We start from the raw sequence: 26,357 nt of genomic DNA on the forward strand, positions 1-26,357 counted from the left end.
ACGGCCGGTCGGGCGGGAACTCGCGTGAGTTGGCGCGTTCCGATCCTCACACGCGCCCCGCTTCGCAACCGCTATCATCGTTCCATGACCCGTCTCCGCGCCCTGTTCATTCGCCGGTTAGCCCTGTCGCGCGTCGGCGGGGTCGCACTGGTAATGCTGGCGCTCGCGGGCCTGGCAAGCCCGGCCGCCGCCGAGAATGGCGCCACCCCGGGTCTGCAGATCGAGGGCGGAACCGACGCCCAGCGCGAGAACATCCGCAACAGCATCAACCTGGCGCGGCACCCCTGCGACCTGCCGGGGTTTCGCGAACGCCGGGTCCTGCGCGACACCGAGGAACGCGCCCGCAACGCCCTGCGCGCCATCGGCTTCTACGACGCCGAGCTGGAGCTGGACTTCGAGCGCGGCGAGGACTGCTGGGACGTCCGTATCACCCTGGACCCCGGGCCACCCACCACGGTCGAGCGGATCGATATCCAGATCACTGGCGAGGGGGCCGACGACCTGGGCTTCGAGGCCGTGCGCAGCCAGACCGAGATCCGCGTGGGTGACACCCTGCGCCACGACCGCTACGAGGCCCTGCGTAACCGCATGACGCGGATCGCCGCCGATCGCGGCTACTTCGACGCCGATCTCCACACCCGGCGCCTCGAGGTAGACCGCGACGCGCGCGCCGCCACCATCCGCCTGCACATGGAGACCGGGGATCGCTACCGCATGGGCCAGGTCCGTATCGACCAGGACATCCTCGCCGACGACTTCGTCCAGCGCATGGTGCCCTTCGAGGCCGGCGACCCGTACAGCTCGGCGCAGATCATCGCACTGCAACGCAACCTGAACGACAGCGGCTACTTCGGCGGCGTCCGCGTGCGCCCGCAGCGCGATGCGGCGGACGGGCTGGAAGTCCCGATCCTCGCGGAGCTGGAACCACGCAAACGCCACAGCTACGAGGCCGGCATCGGCTACTCCACCGATATCGGACCGCGCATCCGCCTGCGCTACGAACATCGCTACGCCAACACCCGGGGCCACCGCTACCAGGCCGAGATCGAGGCGTCCCCGGTGCGATCCGGCATCGGCTACAACTACGAGATCCCGCTGCGCGACCCGCTGCGTGAACGCCTGAACCTGTTCACCACCTACCGCACGGAAAAGACGGACACCCAGGAATCCGACCGCTTCCAGATCGGGGCCAACCGTATCCTGCAGCGCCGCAGTGGCTGGCAGACCACCGAGGGGCTGCGCTACGAATACGAGGACTACACCGCCGGCGAGGACGACAGCGGCCGCAGCCAGCTGCTGATCCCGTCCTACCGCATCAGCCGCATGGATGCGGACGATCCGATGACCCCGCGGCGCGGCTACCGCTTCGAGGCCACCGTGCAGGGCGCGCGCGAGGAGATCCTGTCCAGTACCTCGTTTGCGCAGGTACTGGCCAGCGGCAAGATCGTGCGCGGCCTCGGCCCCGGACGGGTACTGGCGCGCGCGGACGCCGGTTTCACCGAGGTCGACGCGGTGCAGGAGCTCCCCAGCTCCCTGCGCTTCTACGCCGGCGGTGACGCCAGTATCCGCGGCTACGGCTATCAGCGGGTCGGCCCGCGCAACGAGGACGGCGATGTGATCGGCGGGCGCCACAAGGTGGTTGGAAGCCTGGAGTACGACTACCCGGTCGTCGGCAACTGGAGCGCCGCGGCCTTCGTGGACGCCGGCAACGTGGTCAACGAGTGGGACGAATTCGACCCGGTCTACGGGGTCGGGATCGGCGTGCGCTGGCGCTCCCCGGTCGGTCCCATCCGCGTGGACCTGGCCCACGGCCCGGATTCGGAAGACGACTTCCGCATCCACTTCTCCATGGGGCCGGACCTGTGAAGTCCGTTTTGCGCGCCAGCCTGTGGGGGCTGTCCACGCTCCTGACCCTGGTGATCGTCCTGCTGGGGACCCTCGGCGCCCTGCTCGCCACCGAGTCCGGTACCCGCTGGCTGGCCGCCCAGGGCGAGCGCCTGGCCCCGGTCGAGTTGCGCATCGACCGGGTCGAGGGAACGCTGTTTACCGAACTGCGGCTGCACGGCCTGTACCTGGCGCTCCCCGACGGGCCGGAGATCGATCTGCCCGCGGGCCGCATCGGCGTCAGTGCCCGCAGCCTGCTGCGCGGGGAACTGAACATCCGGCTGCTGGCCGCCACGGGCATGCGCGTCGATCTACCGTCGCCCGACCCGGAGGCGGCCTCCGACGATGAACCCTTCGCACTGCCCGAATCCATCCAGCTACCGCTGGCAGTGCGCCTGGGCCAGCTACTCGTCGAGGATCTGGAGATCCTTCAGACCGGCGAGCCACTGGCTACCATCACCCGCCTGACGGCCGGCGCCCGGGCGCGCGGTTCGCGGGTCGAGCTGCAGGCGCTGGAACTGGATATGCCGGAGATCCGCGCCCGACTGACCGGGGAGATCGAGACCGACGGGGACTATCCGCTCGAGCTGCGCGGCCAGTGGCAGGCCCCCCTGCCCGAGACGGCTGCCGAGGGCCTGGGAACCGACGAGGCAGACGGCGAGCTGCGGGTCACCGGGGCCCTGCGGGAACGCGTACAGGTGGACCATGACCTGCGCGCCGGCATCGAGCTGAGCCTGCATGCCAGCGCCCGCGAACTGTTCGCCACGCCAGAGCTGGAACTGACCGCGCAGTGGCAGCCCTTCGCCTACCACCTCGATCCGGAACAGCACGTCGACATAGAGGCCGGGCGCCTTGAGGTGCACGGCACACCGGAGGCCTGGGCCCTGGAGATCGACACGGCCGCCACCCTCGCACCCTGGCCGCGCATCGCCGTGAGCACCCGTGCACGGGGAGACCTCGAATCGCTGCAGCTTGAAGGCCTCGAGATCGCTTCCGAAGCCGGTCGGATCGCCCTGTCCGGCCCGGTCCGCTTCGACGACGCCCTGGACTGGGACCTGGCCCTGGAGGCCCATCAGCTGACGCCGACGCCGCTGGGTCTGGACGTGGATGCCGGGATCGAGCATCTCAAGGCGGAGCTGCAGGGTCACCTGCCGCTGGGGACCGACGCCCCGCCCCTGGCCGCCCTGGAGGCACGCGCGAGCGTCACCGAACTGGAAGGACATTTCGAGGATCAGCCGCTCAGCGGGCGCCTGAACGCGTGGGTGGCCGATGGCGAGGCCGGCATCGAGGACACCCGCCTGGCCATCCGCGACCTCGCGCGGCTGGATCTGGCGGGTGCGGCCACGGGCCTGGCCGGCGACCTGACCGATCCCGATCACCGCATCGCCTTCGACCTCGGGCTGGACCTCGCGGCCCCGGAACTGGCACGCCTGCACCCAGAGCTGGACGGCCACATCGAACAACTGCGCGTGGCACTGGACGGCGACTACGCACCCGCCAGCGGTGGCCTCGCCGCGCAGCTCAAGCTGGCCCCGCTGCAGGCCCGCCTGCGCGGGATCGACATCACGGGTGACGCCCGGGTCGCGCTGAGCGAGACCGGTGGCCAGATCGAACGGCTGCAGCTCGCTACCGACACGGGTGCCCGGCTGGCCCTGAGCGGCGACCTCGACTGGACCGAAGGCCTGGCGTGGGATCTCGCGCTGGACGGCGAGAGGCTGGACCCGTCACTGGTGGCCGCCGAGCTCCCCGGCCAGCTCGCGCTGGCCCTGACCAGCGAGGGACACCTGGACGCCGACGGCCGCCCGCGCCTCCAGGCCCGACTACAGCGCCTGGAGGGCCGCCTGCGCGAACAGCCCGTTTCCGCTCAGGCGGAACTCGCGCTGGAGGGCGAACACCTGCGCGTGGACCGCCTGGACCTGGCGCTGGGTCGGAACACGCTGAGCGCCCGCGGCGAGTGGACCAACGCCCTCGACTTCGAACTGCAACTGGATGCACCGGAGCTGGACCGGGCCTGGCCCGACCTTGGCGGCCGACTGGAACTGGATGCGCGTATCGCGGGGGACCCCGAGCGTCCGCGCGTCGCGGCGCGCGGCAGCGGCGCCGGCCTGCGACTGGCGGACATCACCCTGGAACGGCTGGAATTGCAGGCTGATGCGGGCCTCGAGGTGGCCGCACCCGCCGAGATCGAGCTGCGCCTGACCGGGCTCGAACCGGGCGACGGTACGCGGGTGGAGTCTTTGCGGCTGGACGCCTCTGGCCGCGTGGATGAACACCGCGCCACCCTCGCCGCAGATGCGACAGACCTGGGTTCACTGGAACTGGCGCTGCGCGGCGGCCTGGACCCCGAGACCCTGCACTGGCGCGGACAGCTCGAACGACTGGACCTGGACCAGCCCGCCGCCGGGGCCTGGAGCCTGGCCGAGCCGGTCGCGCTGGAGGGCGGGCCCGAGCAGGCGCGGCTGGAGCGCCTGTGCCTGGCGCGGGACGACGCACGCCTGTGTACCGAGGCCCGCTGGAGCGCCACCGCAGGGGCGGAATTCGATGCCGACATCCGGGCCCTGGACCTGGCGTGGCTGGAACCCTTCCTGCCGCCGGAACTGGCCATCGCCGGCGAGCTGAACGCCGACGCCAGCGGCCGCCTCGACCCCGACGGCACCCTGGCGGCCGACCTGGCCGTGACGCCGACCGACGGCCACCTGATCGTGCGGGACGAGGACGGGGATCTCGAGGAAGTCCCCTACCGCGACGTACGCCTGAGCGCCCGGGTACGCGACCGCGACGTGGACGCCGCCCTGCGCCTCGACTTCCTGGAGGGCGGAACCGCCCGCAGCGACATCCGCCTGCGCCCGGACGGCGAGGACCTGCGCCTGGACGGTGACTTTGTCGCGCGCCTCGAGGACCTGGCGTGGCTGGCCGCCCTGAGCCCCGAGATCCAGCACCTGAGAGGGTCGCTGGACGCCCGCCTGGACTTTGGTGGCCGCCTCGACGCACCGCTGGTGGAGGGTGAGGTGGCCTTCCGCGACGGGGGCGTGCTGATCCCGGAGGCGGGTATCGACGTGGTGATCCCCGAGATCACGGCCCGCGTTGTGTCGGCCGAGGAGCTGACGCTCGCCGGGCGGCTGGAGTCCGGCGATGGCGGCATCGACCTCGACGGCCGGGTCGATCTCGGGGGCGACGGCCCGCGCGCCGAACTGAATCTGGCCGGCACGGACTTCCTGGTGGTCAATCGGGTGGACGCGGAGGCCCGCATCACACCGGACCTGCAGCTGGTCTTCACCCCCGCCGACGGCATTCGCGTGCGCGGCGAGGTATTCCTGCCCTGGGCGCGCATCCGCCCGCCGGACCTGCCGCCGGGCGCGATCCGGGTCTCCGGCGACGAGATCATCCTCGGCGAGGAGATCCAGGAGGCCCAGGGGCTGAAGACCGACATCCGGATCCGGATCCGGCTGGGCGACGACGTGCGCTTCGACGGCTTCGGCCTGACCGCGCGCTTCGCCGGCGAGGTGGATGTCGAGGAGATCACCGGGCAGCCTACCCAGCTCTTTGGCGAGATCACCATCCCCGAGGGGCAGTACAGCGACTACGGCCAGGATCTGCGGGTGGAACGCGGCAGCCTCGTCTTCCAGGGGCCGGCGGAAACCCCGGAACTGGACCTGCGCGCGGTGCGCACCGTGCGCGAATACAACGTGACAGTCGGGCTGGAGATCCGCGGCACGCCGGACAACCTGCGCTCGCGGGTGATCTCGGACCCGCCGATGGACGAGACCGAGGCAATGTCGTTCCTGCTGACCGGTCGCCCCCTGTCGGGCGCGTCACAATCGGACGGCAACATGATCGCCGCCGCCGCGGCGGCCTACGGCCTGGAACAGGGTGCGGTCATCACCGAGCGCATCGGCCGCGAACTGGGCCTGGACGAGGTGGAACTGGATACCGAGGGCGGGCTGGACGAGAGCGCGCTGACGCTGGGTCTGTACCTCTCGCCAAGGCTCCTGCTGCGCTACTCCATCGGGTTGTTCGACAACACCTCGAAGGTTTTGCTGCGCTATGAGCTGACCCGCAACCTGAGCGTGGAAACCGCCTCCGGCACCACGGAACAGTCCGTCGACCTGATCTACCGCATCGAACGCTAGGGCACTGTGGATTGGGAACCCGAGGTGTTGTTCACCACGAAGCACACGAAGGCACGAAGAAAAAGCGGTTCGGATGCAGGCATTAGTACACCAAGCTCACCGAAACACCGCGCTTTCTCGCAACGGCTGACCGACACTCGAATCACGACTACTCCCCGAGAATCTTCTCGAGGCCGGCGCTGACCGCCGGTCATCGCGAGGAGCGAAGCGACGTGGCGATCGGTGAGGCATCCACTCCAACGCGCCCACGTCACGACGCCGAACCGACACGGTGGGCGTCCAGAGTTCTCTGTTAGCCCGAGGCGTCGCGGGCCCCGTTGCGCGCCGCCTCGATGCGGGTGCGGATCTGGCTACGGTAGAGCTGCTCGTTGGGGATGCCCACCAGCGGCGTGCCGGCCGGACGACCCTCGGCATCGAAGGCCATGATGGTCGGCACGACGCGCACCCCGTAGTTCCGGCCGAGGCGATTCCCGGGCAGCGTCTCGCCATCAAAGTCGCGGACCTCGTCCCGGTCCAGCATCACCTTACGGATATGCACTCCGGCAAAGGCCGGATCCTCGGCCATCGGGCCCAGGTGCTGTTGTTCCGCCCGGTCACAGTAGGGGCAGCTACTGGAGGCGAACATGATCACGGTCGGCCGACCATCACCGTTACCGGCCAGGGCCCGCAGATCGGTCGCGCGCTCCACGCCGCCGGCGGCCGCGGGGGTCGTCAGCAGCAAGCCCGCCATCAGGGTAACGCCCCCCAGCAGGGCCGCGAACGGATTGCGTCTCGGGATTCGATGGATCGTCATGATGATCGGCCTCTCCAGATATCTGGACCCAGTCTAGGGGCACAAGATTAACGCAGACTGAAGGGCGTTTCGCGCCAACCCGGTCAACCCGGGAGCGGAGAGGGATTCATCGGCGACCTGGCGGGGGAACACGCACAAAAAAGCCCCGCCGAAGCGGGGCCTTGCACCGGCTCGCCGGCGAACCGGCGGCCGGGGTATTGCGAGCGACCTTAGTTTGCGCGCTGGCGCACGTCGGAGGTCACTTCCACGCGGCGGTTGGCCTCGCGGCCGGCCTGGGTGGAGTTGTCGGCGGTCGGGCGGTCTTCGCCGTAGCCGACGGTGCGGATGTCGCTTTCACGCACGCCTTCGCTGGCCAGGAAGTCGGCGACGGCCTGGGCACGACGCTCGGACAGACCCTGGTTGTAGTCGGCCGGGCCGATGGTGCAGGTGTGACCTTCGACCAGCACCGAGCTGTACTCGGCGTCGTCGGCGGTCAGGCTGCGGGCCAGGTCACGCAGGGCGGAACGGCCTTCGGAGCGCAGCTCGGCGCTGTCGAAGTCGAACAGCGCCTGGGCGCTCAGCGTGGTAGTGGTGAATTCCGGCTCCGGCTCCGGCTGCGGGGCAGCAGCGGGCTCGGGCTCGGGGGCTTCGGCGGTTTCCTGGATGTAGCCCGCGCACTGTTCGAACTTCACGTTTTCCGGGGCCCAGGAACGCGTGCGCACGCACTCGCCAGAGCGATCGACCACGACCTTGCCGCTGCGGTCGGTGACGTTCGCGGCCGGCGGTTCCTGCGCAACGACCTGCCCGGCGGCGCCCAGCACCAGCGAAGCCACGGACGCGGCCAGAAGATTCTTAACGAGCTTATGATTCATTGCATAGCCTCCTTGTAAAAACAATCGACGTCGGACCCCGTTTGCGGTCGTACGGAAATCAGTAGTCGCACGCGCATCCGCAATCCAAAGCAGCGAGCTCCTTGCGCCAAGCCCTCTACAGTACCCTGATACTGGCACACAAGTTCTGGTTTTGCACGCAACGAGACGCAATTTTTGTGTCGGCATCACAACGCCGTCACATTCCGCAAACTGGCCGGGATCCAGCCACTTTCGGCAGGACTGTCACGTCATTGCAACAGCCCCTGCGGGGATCCCGCGTATCTCAAGGGACACACAGTCGCATTAAGGGTTCCCTGACGCGGCGCCGACCCACGAGACCACACTGGGGCCGATCGTCTCGCCAGACAAAAAGACCCCGCCGAAGCGGGGTCCCGGGTACATCGGCGATGTACGGAGAAGGCGCGGCTTACATCATGCCGCCCATGCCTCCCATACCGCCCATGCCTCCCATACCGCCCATGTCGTCGCCACCGGCGCCGCCACCGTCATCCTTCTTCGGGATGTCGGCGATCATGGCCTCGGTGGTGATCAGCAGGGCTGCCACGGACGCGGCGTTCTGCAGTGCGGAACGGGTCACCTTGGTCGGATCCAGGATGCCCATGTCGATCATGTCGCCGAACTCGCCAGTGGCGGCGTTGTAGCCGTAGTTGCCCTTGCCTTCCAGGACCTGGTTCAGGACCACGGACGGCTCGTCACCGGAGTTGTAGACGATCTGGCGCAGCGGCTCTTCCATCGCACGGCGGCAGATATTGATACCCGCGGTCTGCTCTTCGTTGTCGCCCTTGAGCTTGGTGATCGCGGCGCAGGCACGCAGCAGGGCCACGCCACCGCCGGGGACCACGCCTTCTTCCACCGCCGCACGCGTGGCGTGCAGGGCGTCCTCGACGCGGGCCTTCTTCTCTTTCATCTCGACCTCGGTGGCGGCACCGACCTTGATCACCGCAACACCGCCGGCCAGCTTGGCCACGCGTTCCTGCAGCTTCTCCTTGTCGTAGTCGGAGGTCGCTTCCTCGATCTGCGCACGGATCTGGTCAACACGGCCCTTGATGTCCTTGTTGGTGCCCATGCCGTCGATGATCGTGGTGTTTTCCTTGGTCACCTGCACCTTCTTGGCGCGGCCCAGGTCTTCCACCGTGGTCTTCTCCAGCGACAGGCCGACCTCTTCCGAGATCACCTGGCCACCGGTCAGCACGGCGATGTCCTGCAGCATGGCCTTGCGGCGATCGCCGAAGCCCGGGGCCTTCACGGCGGCGACCTTCACGATGCCGCGCATGGAGTTCACCACCAGCGTGGCCAGGGCCTCGCCCTCGATGTCCTCGGCGATGATCAGCAGCGGCTTGTTGGCCTTGGCGACGCCTTCCAGGATCGGCAGCAGATCACGGATGTTCGAGATCTTCTTGTCGAACAGCAGGATGTAGGCATCCTCCAGCTCGGCGCTCATGTTCTGCTGGTTGTTGATGAAGTAGGGCGACAGGTAGCCGCGATCGAACTGCATGCCTTCCACGACATCCAGCTCGTTTTCCAGCGAGGAACCTTCCTCGACGGTGATCACGCCTTCCTTGCCGACCTTGTCCATCGCATCGGCAATGATCTCGCCGATGGCGGTATCGGAGTTCGCGGAGATCGAACCGACCTGCGCGATCGCCTTGTGCTCGGTGCACGGCTTGGACAGCTTCTTCAGCTCTTCGGTCGCGGACTTGACGGCCTTGTCGATACCGCGCTTGAGGTCCATCGGGTTCATGCCGGCGGTGACCGCCTTCATGCCTTCGCGGACGATGGACTGGGCCAGCACGGTCGCGGTGGTGGTGCCGTCACCGGCGGCGTCGGAGGTCTGCGAGGAGACTTCCTTGACCAGCTGCGCGCCCATGTTCTCGAACTTGTCTTCCAGTTCGATCTCCTTGGCCACGGACACACCGTCCTTGGTCACGGTCGGGGCGCCGAAGGCCTTGTCCAGTACCACGTTGCGGCCCTTGGGACCGAGGGTGACCTTCACGGCGTTGGCCAGGGTGTTCACGCCCTTGGCCATGCGGGTACGGGCGTCGGTACCAAAGCGTACTTCTTTAGCGCTCATGATTCGTTCTACTCCTGAAAATTCGTGTTAGACGGACGCGGGACGGGGCCTCAGCCCTCGATGACGGCCATGATGTCGTCTTCGCGCATCACCAGGACGTCTTCGCCCTCGACCTTGACCTCGGTGCCGGAGTACTTGCCGAACAGGACCTTGTCACCGGCCTTCACGTCCAGCGGACGGGACTCGCCGTTATCCAGGATCTTGCCGTTGCCCACCGCCAGGACCTCGCCGCGGATCGGCTTTTCGGCCGCGGAATCCGGGATCACGATGCCGCCGGGGGTGGTGCGCTCTTCTTCCATACGCTTCACGATGACTCGATCGTGCAAAGGCCGCAGGTTCATGGTGCGAACTCCTTATAAAGTGTCTGCAACAGGAAAGTTGGGGTGTCGGACGGGCACCCTGTTAGCACCCGCCCCTGACGAGTGCTAATAATAGGGGCACACAAAGGCGAGTCAAGGGCGCGCGTTACAAATCCGGAGACCGCGGGGAGATCAGCGACGGTCGTCGTGATCGAGCCGGTCGTCAGGCGGCTCGCCACCGTCCTCGTGACGGCGGAACTCGCCCTCGATGGTGTCGCTGCCCTGTGCGCCGCCAGGGCCAGCCCCACGTGCGCGGACCATGCCGCGACGCAGGATGCCGTCCGCCGCCCAGCGCCGCAGCGGCGGGATCAACAGCACGAAGCCGGCGGCATCGGTGAAAAAACCCGGCAGCAACAGCAACACGGCGGCGCTCATCAGCAGCCAGCCTTCGACCAGACCCCGCGCCGGCACCTCCCCGCGCGCCAGGCTCTGCTGCAGACGGCGCCAGTGGTAGAAACCCTGCAACCGGAACAGCAGCAGCCCGGCCGCGGCCGTGATAATCACCAGCGCCACCGTCATCAGGGCGCCCACGGCGTCGCCCACCCAGGCAAAGCCGAAGATCTCGAGCAGTACCAGACCGAGAAAGACGAACAGGGGAAAGAGGGGGTTGCGCATCGAGGGGGTTCCGCAGATCAGGCCCGATTATTGGAACATGCCCCCCGGGTGCTGTCGATTGGAACCCCGGTGCGACGCGGATACTCCAAAAACCATTGACACCGGGACGCGCTGGCCGCGACCCGTTTTGTCCTTGCAAGGGGAAGGGAATTAAGCCAGTCTTCCGCACGTCTTTGGTGCATACGCCTGACGAGATATTCCGGAGAGCAAACGAACCATGCTGCGCACACCGATCCTGATGCTGGCCCTGCTGGCCTTCCTAGTCCCGGCCCTGACGACCGCCGCCGTGGAAGACCCGCGCGATCCGGAACACCACTTCTTCGACCCGACCTTCGGCGAGTTCCCCGAGGAGCTGGAGGAGGCGCGCGCGGCCGGCAAGAAGGGCATCCTGATCTTCTTCGAGATGGCCGACTGCCCGTTCTGCCACCGCATGAAGAACCAGGTGCTGAACCAGCCCGAGGTTCAGGAATACTTCAGCGAGCACTTTCTCGTATTCAGCGTCGACGTCGAGGGCGCCATCGAGATCGTCACCTTCGAGGGCGAGACCAAGACCCAAATGGACTGGGCCACCCGTGACTACCGGGTGCGCGCCACGCCCGTGTTCCAGTTCTTCAACCTCGAGGGCGAACCCATCGCCCGGTTCACCGGGGCCACGCGCGACGTCCGCGAGTTCCTCCAGCTGGGCGAGTTCGTAGCCGAGGGGCATTACAAGGACCAGAACTTCACGCGCTTCAAGCGCGAACAAGACGGCCGCTGAGCCCCATCCGCTCAACCCGCGAGGATCGACGCCTGATGTCGCCGATGCACCCCCGCTCGTCCGGCCCCCACCACCGGCGCCGACTGGCCCGCCTGCTGCTGGCCGGCCTGCTCCTGTGGCCGCTGGCCGGAGCGGTAATGGCACAGGACAGCGTCGGCGCGGCCGATGCCGGGCCCTTGCCCAACCCCATGCGGGTCGGTGACGCACTGGAACGCGTCGACGCCCTGCACCCACGGGTGCGCGCAGCACGCGCCGAACGCGAGCAGGCCCGCGCGGAGCTGGAAGCGACCCGTGCCGAACGCGACGTCAGCGTAAACGCCCGGCTCGAGGCCCGCTGGATCGAACCCAACGACCAGATCGAGGACCGCAGCCGCAACGACTCACGCGCCGCCATCGTGGCGCGCAAGCTGCTGAGCGACTTCGGCCAGTCCCACGCGCGCGAATCGGCCAGCGAGCAGCGTCTGGTTGCCGCCCGCCAGCACGAGGAACTGGCCCACGCCCGCCACCGCATCCACGTCCTCGAGCGCTACTTCGATGTGCTGCTGGCCGATCTGGCCTTTGCCCGCGACACCGAGGCAATGGCCGCGGCCTACGTCTCCAAGGAACGCGCCGAGGAGCGCAACCAGCGCGGTCAGGTGTCGGATATCGAGGTCTTTCGCCTTGAATCCGAATATCAGACCCTGCGCGTTCAGCGCACCCGCGCCCTGCAGAACCAGGCCCGCACCCGCGCCGCCCTGGCCGAGGCCCTGAACCGCCCGGACCGGCGTGTGCGCACCGTGCTCGCTCCCATGCTGCCGCTGGACCTGCCGGAACTGCCGGATCTGGACACCCTGCTGGCCGAGCTCGACAACACCAGCCCGCGCCTGCTGGCCGAACGCCGCCAGGTCGAGGCCGCCAGCCGCGAGGTGGCCGCCTCGCGCGCCCAGCGCCGTCCGCGCCTATATGCGGAGGCCGAATCCGGCTGGTGGAACCGCGACCTCGGCGGCGGAGACCGCAACCCGTTCGCCGCCGGCCTGGTGCTGGAGATCCCGCTGTACGAAGGCCGTCGCCACGACAGCCGCGTCGGCCAGGCCGTCGCCGCCCGTCACCGCGCCGAGGCCGAACTGGGCCAGGCACGCATCGAGGCCCGCAACCGCCTGCGCGAACTGCACGACGAGATCCGCGCCCTGCGCACCCAGCGCGACGAGGCCGCCTGGCGCATGGACTACCGCGAGCTCTACATCGACCGCGCGCGCTACCTCTACGACATCGAGGACCAGGCCGATCTGGGCGACTCGATGGTGCAGCAAAGCGCCGCGGCGCATTTCAATGCCAGCACCGAATACCAACTGGCCCTGGCCTACGAGCGCCTGGCCCTGCTAAGCGGCCGTGACGAGTTGAGCCCGTTCCGCGCCACCCAGGAAACCCCTTGAGCCGCCGGCCCACTGGCGACCGGACGGGAGAACTGCCCATGTCCCGCGTATTCACGAGCCCATCCCTGCTGACCACGGCCAGCCTGCTGGCCCTGCTCGCCGTCACCCCTGCGCCCTTGCTGGCCGAGGACGGCTTCGCGGCCCAGCTCGACTGGGGCGAGCGCTACCGCATCACCGCCCCGGTTGCCGGCCGCATCGAGTCGATCGAGGCCCGCGCCGGCGATCAGGTCGAAGCCGATGCCGTGCTGTTCCGCCTGGACACTCGACGCACCGATGCCGACCTGCGGGCCGCCCGGGCCACGCTGGAGCGCCTGCAGATGGAACTGGACGAGGCCGAACGCGAACGCGACAAGGCCGAGGACCTCTACGACCAGACCCTGATCGCCGCGCGCGAGCTGGAACTGGCCCGCATCGACTACGCGACGGTCGCCGCGCGCCTGGCCGAGGCCCGCGCCCAGCGTGACCGCATCCGCGCCGATCTTGACGACGCCACCATCCGCGCCCCGGCCAGCGGGCGCCTGGTGCGCGTCGAGGCCAACCCCGGCCAGTACGTGAACCCGGCCCTGCTGCCGCCGGTGCTCGCGATCCTCGGCACCACCGACCCGATGCGTGCCACGGCGACCGTCCCGGCCGACACGGCCACAACCCTGGAACCCGGGACCGAGGTTACGGTCGTAGTCGGCGACCAGCGCCTGCCCGGCACCATCGCGCGTGTGGGCTGGGAGCCGACCGGCGAGGAGCCCGAACGCGGCTACCGCGTCGAGGTCGAGTTCTCCCCGGCGGACGGTGTGCCGCTGCGGCCGGGCCAGACGGCGCGCATCGAACGGGATTCCTGAACCATGAGTACCACCCGGCAAGCCACCGAAGCCCGCGCCTGGCTGGTGATCACCACCCTGGATGACACGGCCGCGGCCGAGACCCTGGCCGGCACCCTGGTGGAACAGGGCCTGGCGGCCTGCGTGCACATCCTGCCGCCCGGACGCTCGGTCTACCTGTGGAAAGGGAATATCGAGAGCGATGCGGAAGTCACTCTACTGATCAAGACCTCGCCCGCACGTCTGGACGAACTCCAGACGCGCCTGGCGGACCAACACCCCTACGAGACACCCGAGATCATCGCCCTGCCGATCGAACACGGGCTGCCCGATTACCTGGACTGGATTACACAATGCACCTCCTGAACCCGCGCACCTGGCTGGCGAGCCTGCTCCTCGCCCTGACGCTGCTGCCCGCCCTGGCCCAGGCCGTCTTCGAGGACGACCTGCTGGACCCGGACGACGCCTTTGCCCTCAGTGCCGAGGCGATCGACGCCGACACTGTGCGCCTCACCTGGGACATCGCGGACGAGTACTACATGTACCGCGAGCAATTCGAGTTCACGCCGGAGAGCGACGGACTCGAACTGGGCGAAGCCCGGATCCCGGACGGCGAGGTCAAGGAAGACGAGTTCTTCGGCCGGGTCGAGACCTATCGTGGCCAGGTGCAGGTCGAGCTGCCGATCGTGGCGGCCGAGAGCACAACCATCGAACTGACCGCGCGCTCGCAGGGCTGCGCGGATCTCGGCGTGTGCTATCCGCCGCATTTCCAGACCGTCTCCATCGAGCTGCCCGGCCTGCCGGGCGGGAACGGCGAGGCCGACGCGGACGAAGAACCCCGCGACGAGCCCGCGGAGGAACGCAGCGCGCTGGGCGACCTTGGCGAACTGTCCGGTGATCTGGGCGCCGCCGATGACCTGCTGGAACCGGAAAAGGCCTTCGCCGCATCGCTGGAGGCCATCAGCCAGAACGCGGTGATCCTGCGCTTCGATATCGCCGAGGGCTACTACCTCTACCGCGAACAGCTGGATGTGCGCATCGCCGAGGGCGACGGCATCGAACTGGGCCCGGTCAACCCGCCGGACGGCGAGCTGCAGGAAGACGAATTCTTCGGCGAGAGCCAGGTGTTTCGCGACCAGGTCGAGATCCTCGTCCCGGTGCTGCGTGACGCGGACGACGTCGCCGACATCACCCTGGCGATCGATTACCAGGGCTGCGCCGACGCCGGCGTGTGCTACCCGCCGCTGACCCAGGAGGTGTCGGTCACCTTCGCCTCCGACCTGGCCGCCGAGGCCGACACCGATGCCCTGCCGGAGACCGGCGACGAGCCGCGCGAGGACGACGAGGCCGCCGCGCCCGTCACCCAGCAGGACCGCATCGCGGCCCAGCTGGCCGACGGCCAGATCTGGCTGGTGGCGCTGGCGTTCTTCGGCTTCGGGCTGCTGCTGACGTTCACGCCCTGCGTGTTCCCGATGATCCCGATCCTGTCGAACATCATCATCGGGCAGAAGAACCTGACCACGCGCAAGGCGTTCCTGATCTCGCTGGTGTTCGTGCTGGCGATGGCGGTGACCTACACCGTGGCCGGGGTGTTCGCGGGCCTGGCGGGTGCCAACCTGCAGGCCGCGTTCCAGAACCCCTGGATCATCGGCACCTTCGTCGCCATCTTCATCGCGCTGGCGATGTCGATGTTCGGCTTCTACGACCTGCAGATGCCGGCCGGGGTACAGAGCAAGCTGTCGCAGATCAGCAACAAGCAGGAAGGCGGCACCTACGTCGGCGCCGGGATCATGGGCTTCCTCTCCGCCCTGATCGTCGGCCCCTGCGTGACCGCGCCGCTGATCGGTGCCCTGCTCTACATCAGCCACACCGGCGACGCGCTGCTGGGCGGTATCGCCCTGTTCTCGCTGAGCATGGGCATGGGTGCCCCGCTGCTGGCCATCGGCACCTCCGCCGGGCGCCTGCTGCCGAAGGCCGGCCCGTGGATGGACACCATCAAGGCGGCCTTCGGCGTCGGCCTGCTGGCCATTGGCATCTGGCTGCTCGAACGGGTCGTCCCGGGCGAGATCGCGATGTTCCTGTGGGCCATCCTGCTGATCGTGACGGCGGTCTATATGGGTGCACTCAAGACCCTGCCGGAGGGCACCTCCGGCTGGCACACCCTGTGGAAGGGCCTGGGCGTGGTGCTCCTGATCTACGGCGTGCTGCTGATGCTGGGCGCGGCCACCGGCGGCAAGGACATCTTCCGCCCGCTGGCCACGCTCAACCAGCCCGCGGTGACCGCCAGCGGCGAACAGGCCGGGCCGACGGAGATGCAGTTCACCTACATCGACAGCCTCGAAGACCTCGAACGCGAGCTGGAGCAGGCACAGGGCAATAACCAGCCGGTGTTCCTGGACTTCTACGCCGACTGGTGCGTGGACTGCGTGCGCCTGGACCGCACCACCTTCCAGGACCAGCGCGTCATCAACGCGATGGCGGACGTGCACCTGCTCAAGGCCGATGTCACCGACAACACCTCGGAGCACCGCAACCTGATGCGCGAGTTCAACCTGTTCGGGCCCCCGGCCATGATCTTCTGGGACGCCGACGGCAATGAACTGCGCAACTACCGCAACGTCGGGTACCTGAATGCCGACCGTTTCCTGGCGCATGTGGAAAGCGCCATCGGGGTGACACCATGAGGCATCACACGCACGCGCTCCCCGGGCTGGCACTCGCCACGGCCGGCGCCTTCATGCTGGCCGCCTGCGGCGATCCGGAACCGGAGATGGATACCGCTGGCGCCACCACCGACGCGGCCCCCGAGGTCGCAGCCGAGGAGGCCTCGGGTAACCAGCGCATCGACTTCACCCTGCCCGATCTCGCGGGGGACGAACGCCAGCTCAGCGAATGGGACGGCGACCTGATCGTGCTGAACTTCTGGGCCACCTGGTGTCCGCCCTGCAAGAAGGAAATGCCGCTGTTCCAGGACACCTACGAGGCGCACCGGGACGACGGCTTCACCATCGTCGCGGTGGCGGTGGACGAACAGACAGCCACCCAGCACTTCGTGGACGACTTCGGGATCGAATTCCCGGTCCTGATCGGTCAGGACGAGGCGGTCGCCGTGGGCCGCGAATACGGCAACCGCATTGGCGCCCTGCCCTACACCGTGCTGATCGCCCGCGATGGCACCATCCTCGACACCCATCGCGGCGAGGTGGAACCGGAAGACCTGGACGGGTGGCTGGAGGCGCACCTGTAGCATCCCCATGTGCCGGAGTGGCGCGCCCGGCGCCCTTGCGCCACAAGGCTGGTAAGCTTGGCCGCCATGACCGAGCGCGAACGCCTGTGGGAACTCGCCCGCCTGATCCGACTGGATCGCCCGGTGGGCATCTACCTGCTACTGTGGCCCACCTTCTGGGCCCTGTGGGTAGCGGCCGACGGCTGGCCGCCCGCCTATCTGATCTTCATCTTCACCGCCGGCGTGGTCCTGATGCGCTCGGCCGGCTGCGCGATCAACGACTACGCCGACCGTGACTTCGACGCCCACGTGGCCCGTACCCGCGACCGTCCGCTGGCGATCGGCACGATCACCCCGCGCGAGGCCCTCGGCACCTTCGTGGCGCTCAGCGTGGTCGCCTTCGTGCTGGTGCTGTTCACCAATGTGCTGACCATCCTGTATTCCCTGGTGGCCGTTGCGCTGGCCGGCACCTATCCGTTCTCCAAGCGCTTCCACCACTTCCCGCAGGTCCATCTGGGCGCGGCCTTTGCCTGGGCCGTGCCAATGGCTTTCACCGCGGTCACCGGCGAGCATCCACCGCCCGTCGCCTGGCTGCTGTTCGTGACGGTTCTGGCCTGGACCGTGGTGTACGACACCTTCTACGGCATGGTGGATCGCGAGGACGATCTGAAGATCGGCGTGAAGTCCACCGCGATCGCCTTCGGCGAGCTGGACCGCCTGATCACCGCCGGGCTGCAGGTCCTGGTCTGGTACGGGCTCTACCTGGTCGGCCAGCACGCCGGGTTCGGGGGCTACTACACGGCCGGGCTGGTGATCGTCGCGATGCTGATGTTCTACCAGCAGTTCCTGATCTTCGAGCGCGAGCCTGCCGACTGCCTGCGGGCCTTCAAGAACAACCACTACCTGGGCGCCGTGGTCCTGCTAGCGATGATCGCCGACCATCACCTCGGCGCCTGACGCGCCCCCTGGGCGGCTCAGGCACGCGCCAGTACCAGCCCCTCCACTCGCTCGGCACCCGCCCGCCGCAGCACGCCGGCCAGCGCCGACAGCGTCGCCCCGGTGGTGGCCACATCATCCACCAGCAGCACATGCCGCCCCGCGAGATCCTCGCCGCGCCAGGCAAAGGCCCCCTTCACATTGCTCCGGCGGGCCTTGCGGCCCAGCGCCTGTTGCGACGCGGTGGCCCGAATGCGCCGCAACGCCCGGGTCTCCAGCGCCGCCCCCAGTTCCGCCGCCACGCGCCGGGCCAGGACATCCGACTGATTGAAACCGCGCTCGCGCAGCCGCCGCCCGTGCAGCGGCACCGGCAGCACCGTATCGGGCGAGGACCGCCCCCTCTGGCCCTCACCGTCAAAGGCCACCCGGGCGACATGGCCCGCCAGCGCCGCCAGGGCGCGCTCGGCCCGAACGTTGCCGCCATGCTTGTAGGCGAGGATCAACTGGTCCAGCGGCCAGGCATAGGCCCATCCGGCGTGCAGCGCGTCCAGCGCCGGGGGCTGGCGCACGCAGGCCGGGCACACCCCGGCCGTCGGCAAGGGGAGCGCACAGGAGGGACACGGGCGCTCCAGTGGTGGCAGATCGCCCCGGCAGCCCGTGCAGACCGCCGGTCCGGGCGCCAGGCACAGGCCGCAATGGGACGGGTACAGGGCGTCCGCCAGCCACTCGGCGCAGACAGCGGACCAGGCCGTCCAGCGCGCGGCCACGGCATGCACAGGGCCCGGTTGCGATGAAGGGGTCAGGGGCATGATGGTATGCTCTGCGTTTTGCATGCAGGGTAGACCATGGCCACCAGGACCGTCTCCGGGCGCAGCTCTCGGCGCGCCGCGTCGATGTTCGACATCGGCAACCTGATCAGCGTGTCGATCGCCGGCATCCCGCTGTTCGTGGTCAGCAGCGAGGGCGTCGGGGTGGGTTTCATCATCGCCGCGATCATGGGGATCGTCCCGCTGGTCCTGTGGTTCGGCGGCTCCATGCTGGTCTACGCCCTGAACAAGCACCACCCCGATCCGCGCGTCGGCCATCACACCCAGTGGGCCGCGTACCGCTACTACGCCCTGATGGGCGCGCTGATCGTGGTCGCCACCTTCTTCCCGCCGGATCTCGACTACTACCGCGCCTACTGGGCGATCGCCGCGGCCATCCTGCTGCCCTGGACGATCTACGCGCTGTTCACCATCTACCGCGAGCCCTGGGCGGATGTCGAGATCCCCGCCGAATCCGACGAGGACCACCACCTATGAGCACGCCCCGCCACGACTGGAATACCGACGAGGTCGAGGCCCTGCTCGACCTGCCGCTGAACGACCTGATCTTCCGTGCACAGACGGTGCACCGCGAGCACTTCGACCCGAACGCGGTGCAGGTGAGCACGCTGCTGTCGATCAAGACCGGGGCCTGCCCGGAGGACTGCGCCTACTGCCCGCAGAGCGCGCACCATGACGTGGAACTGGAGCGCGAGCGCCTGCTGCCGCTGGAGGAAGTGCTCGAGGCCGCGCGCAACGCCCGCGCCCAGGGCGCGACCCGCTTCTGCATGGGGGCCGCCTGGCGCAACCCCACCGACAAGAACCTGGAGCGCGTGATCGAGATGGTACGCGCCGTCAAGGACGAGGGGCTGGAGACCTGCATGACCCTCGGCATGCTGAAGGCCGAACAGGCGAAGCGCCTGTCCGAGGCGGGGCTGGACTACTACAACCACAACCTCGACACCTCGCCGGAGTTCTACGGCCACATCATCTCCACGCGCACCTACGAGGACCGCCTGGAGACCCTGGAGCACGTGCGCGAGGCCGGCATGAACGTCTGCTGCGGCGGCATCCTCGGCATGGGCGAGTCGCGGCGCGACCGCGCGCGCCTGCTGCAGCAGATGGCCAACCTGCCGAAGCACCCGGAATCGGTCCCGATCAACCAGCTGATCCAGGTCGAGGGCACGCCGCTGCACGGGATCGAGGACCTCGACCCGCTGGAGTTCGTGCGCACCATCGCCGCGACCCGCATCCTGATGCCGGCCTCCTACGTGCGCCTCTCCGCCGGGCGCACCGAGATGTCCGACGAGATGCAGGCCCTGTGCTTCCTGGCCGGCGCCAACTCGCTGTTCTACGGCGACACCCTGCTGACCACGCCGAACCCCGGCGAGAACCACGACCTCGCGCTGTTCGAACGCCTGGGCCTGCGCCCGGAGACCGGGCCGGAAGCCCCTGCGGAATCGGACCGGCCCGCCTCCGCATCGGCCTGAGCCAAGCGGCCTGTGGCGGGCGACTTTCCCGATCATTTTTCGGCAGTGGCGGCGGCGTATGCCCGCCACCGCCCGGACTACCCCGCCGAGCTGTTTGACTGGCTGGCCGCGCACACCCCGCGCCACGAACGGGCCTGGGACTGCGCCAGCGGCAACGGCCAGGCCGCGCAGGGCCTGCAGCCGCACTTCCCGCAGGTCGTGGCGACAGACGCCGCCCCGGCCCTGCTGGCCGCCCTGCCGGCGACCACCGGGATCGACCGCATCGCCTGCGCCGCCGAGGCCTGCGCGCTGGCCGACGCCTCGGTAGATCTCGCCTGTGTCGCCCAGGCCGCACACTGGTTTCGCCACTCCGAGTTCCATGACGAGGTTGCACGCGTCCTGCGCCCGGGCGGCCTGCTGGCGATCTGGGGCTACGGCATCCTGCGCGCCGAGGATCCGGCGCTGGACCGCCTGCTGACCGACTTCCACGACACCACCTTAGCGCCCTGGTGGCCGGAAGAGCGCAGCCACATCCGCAGCCACTACCGCGACCTGCCCTTCCCCTGGCCGGAGATCGAGACGCCCGAGTTTCGGATCGGCCGCGACTGGGACCGCGACACCCTGCTCGGCTATCTCGGCACCTGGTCGGCCATCCGCCGCGCGCAGGCCGCCGGGCAGGATCCACTGGCCGCACTGGAGCCGGCCCTGCGCGCGCTGTGGCCGAACGCGGACATCACCGCCCGCGTGCACTGGCCGATCTTCCTGCGTGCCGGGCTGCGGCCGTGAGCGACTCACCATGAGCAAGTCACTGCAGGCCTTCCTGCAGGCCCACCTCGACGGGGTACGGGCGGACGCACGCTGGCGCCGTCTGCGCACGCTGGACGGTCCGCAGCAGCCGGAACAGGTCATCGACGGCCAGCCGGTTGTCGCCTTCTGCTCCAACGACTACCTGGGCCTGGCGGCCGATCCGGCCGTCGCTGCCGCCGCCCGCGAAGCCCTCGACCGCTACGGGGTCGGGGCCGGGGCCGCCCATCTGATCAACGGCCACACCCGCGCGCATGTGGAACTGGAGCAGGCGCTGGCGCGCTTTACCGGGCGCGAGCGCGCGCTGCTGTTCTCCACCGGCTACATGGCCAACCTGGCGCTGGTACAGACGCTGGCCGGCCGCCACGACACGGTGTTCGAGGACCGCTGGAACCATGCCTCGCTGATCGACGCCGTGCGCCTGGCCAGCGCGCGCAGCCAGCGCTATCACCATGCCGATCCCGGGCACCTGCGCGAACGTCTGGAGCAGGCCCCCGATCGCGGTCACCGTCTGATCGTGACCGACGGGGTGTTCTCCATGGACGGCGACATCGCCCCGCTGCCGGAACTGGCCGCGCTGGCGCGCGAGTTCGACGCCTGGCTGATGGTGGATGATGCCCACGGCCTGTCGGTGCTGGGCGCGACCGGCGGCGGCAGCTGCCAGCACCACGGCCTCGACGCGGACGACGTGCCGATCCTGATGGGCACGCTGGGCAAGGGATTCGGCACCGCCGGGGCCTTCGTCGCCGGCTCCGAGGCCCTGATCGAGGCCCTGATCCAGACCGCTCGGCCCTACATCTACACCACCGCGATGCCGGCCGCCCTGGCCGCCGCCACGCTCGCCTCCGTGCGCATAGCCGAGGCCGCCGAGGATCGCCGTGCGCACCTGCAGGGCCTGCTGCAGCGCCTGGGGGCAGGCCTGGACCGGCTCGGCCTGCAGCACCCGCCGCCCCTGACCCCGATCCAGCCGGTCCACATCGGTGACGCCCGCCGCGCGAGCGCCGTGGCCGAGAGGCTGCTGGCCGCCGGCTTCCTGGTCCCGGCCATCCGCCCGCCGACGGTACCCGAGGGCCAGGCGCGGCTGCGCATCACCCTGTCCGCCAGCCACACCGAGTCTCAAGTGGATACGCTGCTACGGGCGCTGGAGCACGCGCTCGCCGCCACCACCACGTGAAACCGCGCACAGTCCCGACACGCAGCCGTTCACGCTTCCACAAAACACCCGCCACGTTAAAGAACCGTTCAGCAAAACAACGCCAAGCTGGGCCCGTATCCGATCAAAAGGAGACGGACCATGGCACGGAAACGCACCCAATCCCGTCGCGGCCTGCCCGCGCACCTGAAGGTACTGGCCGCCGCACTGCTGTTCGGATTTGCCGCCGATACCCTGGCCTCGCCACCGCCCTGGGCACCGGCCCACGGCTGGCGCGCGCAGAACGACCCGGGCTATCACGGCTACCACGGTCACAGTTATGACCGCTGGGAGCGGGACTACGGCGTGATGGACGGGCGCTGCAACCGCGACGCGATCGGGGCCGCCATCGGTGGCGGCGCGGGGGCCGTGATCGGCCATCGGGTCGGCGATGGCGACCCGGTCGCGATCCTGATCGGCGCGGCCGGGGGCGCGGTGCTGGGCGGCATGATCGGCCGCCAGATGGATCGCAACGACCAGGCCTGCATGGGACACGCCCTGGAACTGGCCGAGACCGGCCAGACCGTGCACTGGCGCAATGCCCATGACCAGCCGGTACAGCTGACCCCGCGCCGCAACCGCGACAGTGGCTGCCGCGACTTCGAGATGACCATTGACGGCCAGCGTCACACCGGCACCGCCTGTCCGTCGGAGCCCGGGCACTGGGAGATCCGCGGCTGACCGGCGGGGCCCGCCAGGGACAAGGCGCTACAACTCGCCGCGCTCGGCCAGGGACACGCTCTCGTCGGCGACGATCAGATGATCGAGGACCCGGACGTCCACGAGCCCAAGGGCATCGGCCAGGCGGCGGGTGATGGCGACATCCGAGCGCGACGGCTCGGCCACGCCCGAGGGGTGGTTGTGCGCCAGGATCACCGCCGCCGCGTTGTGCCGCAGGGCACGCCGCACCACCTCGCGCGGGTGTACGGAGGCGCCGTCGATGGTGCCGCGAAAGAGCTCCTCGAAGGCGATCACCCGATGGCGGTTGTCCAGGAACAGGACCGCAAAGACCTCGAAGGGATAGTCGCGCAGGCGCGCCGCGAGGAACTGGCGGGTCGCGGTTGGCGAGGTCAGTGCATCGCCACGCTCCAGGTCGGCGGCCAGGTGCCGCCGCCCCATCTCGAGTACCGCCTGGAGCTGGGCGTACTTGGCATCGCCCAGCCCCGGCGCCGCGCAGAACCCCGCCTGATCGGCCTGCAGCAGCGGCCGCAGCCCGCCGAAACGGTTAAGCAAATCGCGGGCGACATCGACCGCGCTCTTGCCGGCCACGCCGGTGCGCAGAAAGATCGCCAGCAGCTCCGCATCGGAAAGCGCGGCCGCGCCGCGCTCGATCAGCTTCTCCCGCGGGCGTTCGGCCGCGGGCCAGTCGGTAATCGCCATCCCCACCTCCCTGTGGTTCGGTCGTTTGGTTTTTCGGTCCAGGGCGCCGCTCAAGACATCCTGCAAGCCCGCCTGTTGCCCTCGGTCAGTCCTCGAAGCGGGAGATGTCGCGCACCGCGCCGAAGGCGGCGGAGGTCGTCATCAGGGCGTAGGCGCGCAGGGCCTGGGTGACCGGACGGGTCCGCGACTCGGGCTTCCAGGCCTTCGCGCCGCGGGCCTCCATCGCCTCGCGCCGGGCCGCCAGGATGGCGTCGTCGACGTCGATGCGGATCTCGCGCCCGGGGATGTCGATCACGATGGTGTCGCCCTCCTCGATCAGGCCGATCGCGCCGCCCTGCGCGGCCTCCGGCGAGACGTGGCCGATGGACAGCCCGGAGGTGCCGCCGGAGAAGCGCCCGTCGGTGATCAGCGCGCATTCCTTGCCCAGCCCCTTGGACTTCAGATACGACGTCGGGTAGAGCATCTCCTGCATGCCGGGGCCGCCCTTCGGGCCCTCGTAGCGGATGATCACGACGTCACCCGCCTGGATGCGGTCGCCGAGAATCGCCTCGACGGCCGCGTCCTGGCTCTCGAACACCCGCGCGGGACCCGAGAATTTCAGGATGCTCTCGTCGACCCCCGCGGTCTTCACGATGCAGCCGTCCGGGGCCATGTTGCCGTAGAGCACGGCCAGGCCGCCGTCGGTCGAGTAGGCGTGTTCGATGTCGCGGATACAGCCGTTCTCGCGGTCGATATCCAGGCTGTCCCAGGTCTTGTCCTGGCTGAACGCGACCTGGGTGGGCACGCCGCCCGGCGCCGCCTTGTACAGGGTCTCGGATTCGGCGGCGTGGCGCATCACGTCCCACTGTTCCAGGGCCTGGCCCATAGTATCGGCGTGGACCGTCGGGATGTCGCGGTGGATCAGCCCGCCACGATCCAGCTCGGCGAGGATGCCGACCACGCCACCGGCGCGATGCACGTCCTCCATGTGGTAGAGCTGGGTGGCCGGGGCCACCTTGCACAGGTTCGGGACCTTGCGCGAAAGGCGGTCGATATCGGCCATGGTGAAGTCGACCTCGCCCTCGCGCGCGGCCGCCAGCAGATGCAGCACGGTGTTGGTGGAGCCGCCCATGGCGATGTCCAGGCTCATCGCGTTCTCGAAGGCCTCGAAGGTGGCGATCGAGCGCGGCAGCACGGATGCGTCGTCCTGCTCGTAGTAGCGCTTCGCGAGTTCGACCACGCGCCGACCGGCCTGTTCGAACAGCGACTTGCGCCCGGCGTGGGTGGCCAGCAGCGAGCCGTTGCCCGGCAGCGACAGGCCCAGAGCCTCGGTCAGGCAGTTCATCGAGTTGGCGGTGAACATGCCGGAGCAGGAGCCGCAGGTCGGGCAGGCGGAGCGCTCGATGGACTCCACCTCCTCGTCGCTGGCGCTGGAGTCGGCGGCCTTGACCATCGCGTCCACCAGGTCCAGATGGATGACCTTGTCGCTACCCGGCGCCTGCACCTTGCCGGCCTCCATCGGGCCGCCGGAGACGAACACCACCGGGATGTTCAGGCGCATCGCGGCCATCAGCATCCCGGGGGTGATCTTGTCGCAGTTGGAGATGCACACCAGCGCGTCGGCGCAGTGGGCATTGACCATGTACTCGACCGAGTCGGCGATGATCTCGCGCGAGGGCAGCGAATAGAGCATCCCGCCGTGACCCATCGCGATGCCGTCATCCACCGCAATGGTGTTGAACTCCTTGGCCACACCACCGGCCTTCTCCACCTCGCCGGCGACCAGCTGCCCCAGATCCTTCAGGTGCACGTGCCCGGGCACGAACTGGGTGAAGGAGTTGGCAATGGCGATGATCGGCTTGCCGAAGTCACCATCCTTCATGCCGGTGGCGCGCCACAGGGCGCGGGCGCCGGCCATGTTGCGGCCGTGGGTGGTGGTGCGGGAGCGATAGGCGGGCATGGTCGGGTCTCGTGAACGTTTACGCAGAAGCGGAATCGTACATAATGAGTCGTACAAACCCCAGTATCCCGAGGTCCCGGCAATGAAAATCGAGGTCGAGAACATCAAGTGCGGCGGCTGCGCCAGCTCCATCCGCAAGGGCCTGCTGCAGGTCGAAGGCGTCACTGAGGCCGAGGTCGACGTGGAAGGCGGCGCCGTCGAGGTCCAGGCCCCGGACAGCGCCCGCGAAGCGGTCGCCGCCAAGCTCGCCAGCATGGGCTACCCCGAGGTGGGATCGGTCTCCGGCTGGCGTTCCACCAGTGCCAAGGCCAAGTCCTTCGCCAGCTGCGCTGTGGGGCGCATGAGCGGCGATTAGGCCGTGCCACTCCGATCGCCGGGCCGGGCCTGGGCCGGGCTGGCCTGGCTGATCCTGTTCGTCGGCTTTGGCGCGGGGTGCGCGCAGGCCGAAAACGGGCTCCCGACGGCCGACCTGGACATCGGTGAACAGACCCTTACCGTCGAGATCGCCGCGACGGACCGCGCCCGCCGGATCGGCCTGATGCACCGCGACCACCTGCCGGACGACCACGGCATGCTGTTCATATGGCCGCGTCCGGCGCAGTACGGCATGTGGATGCATAACACCCGCATCCCGCTGGATGTGGCCTTTATCGATGCCGATTTCACCATCACCAACATCGCATCCATGACACCCCACTCCACCCGCATCCATGAGGCGAAACGCCCCGTGCGCTACGCGCTGGAGGTCAATGCCGGCTGGTTCGAGCGGCACGGCGTCGCGGCCGGCGATCGCGTACCCGACCTGGAGCGAATCGTCGGCGGGAACGACTGACACCTTTCCAGCACAACGCGGCCCGGGCTGCCGACGCGCAAATTGATCCGTGTTTCCCTAGACTG

24 protein-coding genes are annotated in these 26,357 nt (G+C 68.8%); 16 read left to right on the forward strand and 8 right to left on the reverse strand.

Features of this window, described 5'->3' with window-relative positions:
- The first annotated feature begins 42 nt into the window (after positions 1–42).
- Positions 43–1,866: an autotransporter assembly complex family protein gene (locus C996_RS0102440; RefSeq protein ID WP_038035577.1), complete on the forward strand. Its 1,824-nt coding sequence runs from the start codon at positions 43–45 to the stop codon at positions 1,864–1,866.
- 8 nt (positions 1,867–1,874) lie between these two features.
- Positions 1,875–6,014, forward strand: coding sequence for a translocation/assembly module TamB domain-containing protein (locus tag C996_RS0102445; RefSeq protein WP_018865883.1), 4,140 nt, complete (start codon positions 1,875–1,877; stop codon positions 6,012–6,014).
- A 292-nt stretch (positions 6,015–6,306) separates the two neighbouring features.
- Here the strand turns inward: C996_RS0102445 and C996_RS0102450 are convergent, their stop codons facing one another.
- The 5 genes from C996_RS0102450 to C996_RS0102470 all read right to left on the reverse strand — a co-directional run bounded on the left by C996_RS0102450 (position 6,307) and on the right by C996_RS0102470 (position 10,724).
- Entirely contained in the window at positions 6,307–6,807 is a 501-nt protein-coding gene (locus C996_RS0102450; protein WP_018865884.1) for a thioredoxin fold domain-containing protein, read from the reverse strand.
- 209 nt (positions 6,808–7,016) lie between these two features.
- A complete protein-coding gene (locus C996_RS0102455) occupies positions 7,017–7,658 on the reverse strand; it encodes an OmpA family protein (protein ID WP_018865885.1) in 642 nt (213 codons plus the stop codon).
- A gap of 427 nt (positions 7,659–8,085) precedes the next feature.
- On the reverse strand, positions 8,086–9,750 hold the full coding sequence (gene groL / locus C996_RS0102460; protein WP_018865886.1) for a chaperonin GroEL: 1,665 nt from the start codon (positions 9,748–9,750) through the stop codon (positions 8,086–8,088).
- Between the two features lie 50 nt (positions 9,751–9,800).
- Positions 9,801–10,091 carry a co-chaperone GroES gene (gene groES, locus C996_RS0102465; protein WP_017942807.1) on the reverse strand — a complete coding sequence of 97 codons (291 nt, stop codon included), beginning with the start codon at positions 10,089–10,091 and terminating at the stop codon, positions 9,801–9,803.
- A gap of 150 nt (positions 10,092–10,241) precedes the next feature.
- A complete protein-coding gene (locus C996_RS0102470) occupies positions 10,242–10,724 on the reverse strand; it encodes an FxsA family protein (RefSeq protein WP_018865887.1) in 483 nt (160 codons plus the stop codon).
- A gap of 217 nt (positions 10,725–10,941) precedes the next feature.
- Here C996_RS0102470 and C996_RS0102475 point away from each other — a divergent pair, with 217 nt between their 5' ends.
- The 7 genes from C996_RS0102475 to ubiA all read left to right on the forward strand — a co-directional run bounded on the left by C996_RS0102475 (position 10,942) and on the right by ubiA (position 17,891).
- Complete coding sequence (locus C996_RS0102475; protein WP_018865888.1) at positions 10,942–11,481, forward strand: thioredoxin family protein; 540 nt, start codon at positions 10,942–10,944, stop codon at positions 11,479–11,481.
- Between the two features lie 35 nt (positions 11,482–11,516).
- Positions 11,517–12,893 carry a TolC family protein gene (locus C996_RS0102480; RefSeq protein ID WP_018865889.1) on the forward strand — a complete coding sequence of 459 codons (1,377 nt, stop codon included), beginning with the start codon at positions 11,517–11,519 and terminating at the stop codon, positions 12,891–12,893.
- Between the two features lie 38 nt (positions 12,894–12,931).
- Positions 12,932–13,729, forward strand: a complete 798-nt coding sequence (locus tag C996_RS0102485; protein WP_018865890.1) for an efflux RND transporter periplasmic adaptor subunit — start codon at positions 12,932–12,934, stop codon at positions 13,727–13,729.
- 3 nt (positions 13,730–13,732) lie between these two features.
- The gene (gene cutA, locus C996_RS0102490) at positions 13,733–14,074 is read left to right on the forward strand and encodes a divalent-cation tolerance protein CutA (protein WP_018865891.1); all 342 of its coding nucleotides are present in this window, start codon (positions 13,733–13,735) and stop codon (positions 14,072–14,074) included.
- Positions 14,062–16,392, forward strand: coding sequence for a protein-disulfide reductase DsbD (dsbD, locus tag C996_RS0102495; RefSeq protein ID WP_018865892.1), 2,331 nt, complete (start codon positions 14,062–14,064; stop codon positions 16,390–16,392). The genes cutA and dsbD overlap by 13 nt, the downstream gene beginning before the upstream one ends.
- A complete protein-coding gene (locus tag C996_RS0102500) occupies positions 16,389–16,955 on the forward strand; it encodes a peroxiredoxin (RefSeq protein ID WP_018865893.1) in 567 nt (188 codons plus the stop codon). Before dsbD ends, C996_RS0102500 begins: the two co-directional genes overlap by 4 nt.
- 66 nt (positions 16,956–17,021) lie before the next feature.
- A complete protein-coding gene (gene ubiA / locus C996_RS0102505; protein WP_018865894.1) occupies positions 17,022–17,891 on the forward strand; it encodes a 4-hydroxybenzoate octaprenyltransferase in 870 nt (289 codons plus the stop codon).
- 17 nt (positions 17,892–17,908) lie between these two features.
- Here ubiA and C996_RS0102510 read toward each other — a convergent pair whose 3' ends face one another.
- Positions 17,909–18,637, reverse strand: a complete 729-nt coding sequence (locus C996_RS0102510) for a ComF family protein (protein ID WP_369772430.1) — start codon at positions 18,635–18,637, stop codon at positions 17,909–17,911.
- Between the two features lie 78 nt (positions 18,638–18,715).
- Between C996_RS0102510 and C996_RS0102515 the strand changes: the two genes are divergently transcribed.
- The 5 genes from C996_RS0102515 to C996_RS0102535 all read left to right on the forward strand — a co-directional run bounded on the left by C996_RS0102515 (position 18,716) and on the right by C996_RS0102535 (position 22,822).
- Positions 18,716–19,174: a hypothetical protein gene (locus C996_RS0102515; protein ID WP_026279170.1), complete on the forward strand. Its 459-nt coding sequence runs from the start codon at positions 18,716–18,718 to the stop codon at positions 19,172–19,174.
- A complete protein-coding gene (gene bioB / locus C996_RS0102520; protein WP_018865897.1) occupies positions 19,171–20,166 on the forward strand; it encodes a biotin synthase BioB in 996 nt (331 codons plus the stop codon). Before C996_RS0102515 ends, bioB begins: the two co-directional genes overlap by 4 nt.
- A gap of 12 nt (positions 20,167–20,178) precedes the next feature.
- Entirely contained in the window at positions 20,179–20,931 is a 753-nt protein-coding gene (locus C996_RS0102525) for a methyltransferase domain-containing protein (protein ID WP_018865898.1), read from the forward strand.
- Between the two features lie 10 nt (positions 20,932–20,941).
- Positions 20,942–22,123, forward strand: a complete 1,182-nt coding sequence (bioF, locus tag C996_RS0102530; RefSeq protein ID WP_018865899.1) for an 8-amino-7-oxononanoate synthase — start codon at positions 20,942–20,944, stop codon at positions 22,121–22,123.
- A gap of 120 nt (positions 22,124–22,243) precedes the next feature.
- Complete coding sequence (locus C996_RS0102535; RefSeq protein WP_018865900.1) at positions 22,244–22,822, forward strand: glycine zipper domain-containing protein; 579 nt, start codon at positions 22,244–22,246, stop codon at positions 22,820–22,822.
- 27 nt (positions 22,823–22,849) lie between these two features.
- Here C996_RS0102535 and radC read toward each other — a convergent pair whose 3' ends face one another.
- Both radC and ilvD read right to left on the reverse strand, forming a co-directional pair.
- Positions 22,850–23,521, reverse strand: coding sequence for a DNA repair protein RadC (radC, locus tag C996_RS0102540; protein WP_018865901.1), 672 nt, complete (start codon positions 23,519–23,521; stop codon positions 22,850–22,852).
- Between the two features lie 85 nt (positions 23,522–23,606).
- Complete coding sequence (gene ilvD, locus C996_RS0102545; protein ID WP_018865902.1) at positions 23,607–25,460, reverse strand: dihydroxy-acid dehydratase; 1,854 nt, start codon at positions 25,458–25,460, stop codon at positions 23,607–23,609.
- A gap of 82 nt (positions 25,461–25,542) precedes the next feature.
- Between ilvD and C996_RS0102550 the strand changes: the two genes are divergently transcribed.
- Entirely contained in the window at positions 25,543–25,815 is a 273-nt protein-coding gene (locus tag C996_RS0102550; RefSeq protein ID WP_018865903.1) for a heavy-metal-associated domain-containing protein, read from the forward strand.
- Positions 25,816–25,818: 3 nt separating this feature from the next.
- On the forward strand, positions 25,819–26,292 hold the full coding sequence (locus tag C996_RS0102555; RefSeq protein WP_018865904.1) for a DUF192 domain-containing protein: 474 nt from the start codon (positions 25,819–25,821) through the stop codon (positions 26,290–26,292).
- Positions 26,293–26,357: the final 65 nt, after the last annotated feature.

Origin of the sequence: Thioalkalivibrio sp. ALE25 (assembly GCF_000377285.1) — a bacterium.
Classification (GTDB): Bacteria; Pseudomonadota; Gammaproteobacteria; order Ectothiorhodospirales; family Ectothiorhodospiraceae; genus Thioalkalivibrio.

What these genes read in the sequence shown, in the direction of transcription:
- C996_RS0102450 (WP_018865884.1), bottom strand. Translation starts at nt 6,807, where the DNA reads ATGACGATCCATCGAATCCCGAGACGCAATCCGTTCGCGGCCCTGCTG.
- C996_RS0102455 (WP_018865885.1), bottom strand. Translation starts at nt 7,658, where the DNA reads ATGAATCATAAGCTCGTTAAGAATCTTCTGGCCGCGTCCGTGGCTTCG.
- groL (WP_018865886.1), bottom strand. Translation starts at nt 9,750, where the DNA reads ATGAGCGCTAAAGAAGTACGCTTTGGTACCGACGCCCGTACCCGCATG.
- groES (WP_017942807.1), bottom strand. Translation starts at nt 10,091, where the DNA reads ATGAACCTGCGGCCTTTGCACGATCGAGTCATCGTGAAGCGTATGGAA.
- C996_RS0102470 (WP_018865887.1), bottom strand. Translation starts at nt 10,724, where the DNA reads ATGCGCAACCCCCTCTTTCCCCTGTTCGTCTTTCTCGGTCTGGTACTG.
- C996_RS0102475 (WP_018865888.1), top strand. Translation starts at nt 10,942, where the DNA reads ATGCTGCGCACACCGATCCTGATGCTGGCCCTGCTGGCCTTCCTAGTC.
- C996_RS0102480 (WP_018865889.1), top strand. Translation starts at nt 11,517, where the DNA reads ATGTCGCCGATGCACCCCCGCTCGTCCGGCCCCCACCACCGGCGCCGA.
- C996_RS0102485 (WP_018865890.1), top strand. Translation starts at nt 12,932, where the DNA reads ATGTCCCGCGTATTCACGAGCCCATCCCTGCTGACCACGGCCAGCCTG.
- cutA (WP_018865891.1), top strand. Translation starts at nt 13,733, where the DNA reads ATGAGTACCACCCGGCAAGCCACCGAAGCCCGCGCCTGGCTGGTGATC.
- dsbD (WP_018865892.1), top strand. Translation starts at nt 14,062, where the DNA reads ATGCACCTCCTGAACCCGCGCACCTGGCTGGCGAGCCTGCTCCTCGCC.
- C996_RS0102500 (WP_018865893.1), top strand. Translation starts at nt 16,389, where the DNA reads ATGAGGCATCACACGCACGCGCTCCCCGGGCTGGCACTCGCCACGGCC.
- ubiA (WP_018865894.1), top strand. Translation starts at nt 17,022, where the DNA reads ATGACCGAGCGCGAACGCCTGTGGGAACTCGCCCGCCTGATCCGACTG.
- C996_RS0102515 (WP_026279170.1), top strand. Translation starts at nt 18,716, where the DNA reads ATGGCCACCAGGACCGTCTCCGGGCGCAGCTCTCGGCGCGCCGCGTCG.
- bioB (WP_018865897.1), top strand. Translation starts at nt 19,171, where the DNA reads ATGAGCACGCCCCGCCACGACTGGAATACCGACGAGGTCGAGGCCCTG.
- bioF (WP_018865899.1), top strand. Translation starts at nt 20,942, where the DNA reads ATGAGCAAGTCACTGCAGGCCTTCCTGCAGGCCCACCTCGACGGGGTA.
- C996_RS0102535 (WP_018865900.1), top strand. Translation starts at nt 22,244, where the DNA reads ATGGCACGGAAACGCACCCAATCCCGTCGCGGCCTGCCCGCGCACCTG.
- radC (WP_018865901.1), bottom strand. Translation starts at nt 23,521, where the DNA reads ATGGCGATTACCGACTGGCCCGCGGCCGAACGCCCGCGGGAGAAGCTG.
- ilvD (WP_018865902.1), bottom strand. Translation starts at nt 25,460, where the DNA reads ATGCCCGCCTATCGCTCCCGCACCACCACCCACGGCCGCAACATGGCC.
- C996_RS0102550 (WP_018865903.1), top strand. Translation starts at nt 25,543, where the DNA reads ATGAAAATCGAGGTCGAGAACATCAAGTGCGGCGGCTGCGCCAGCTCC.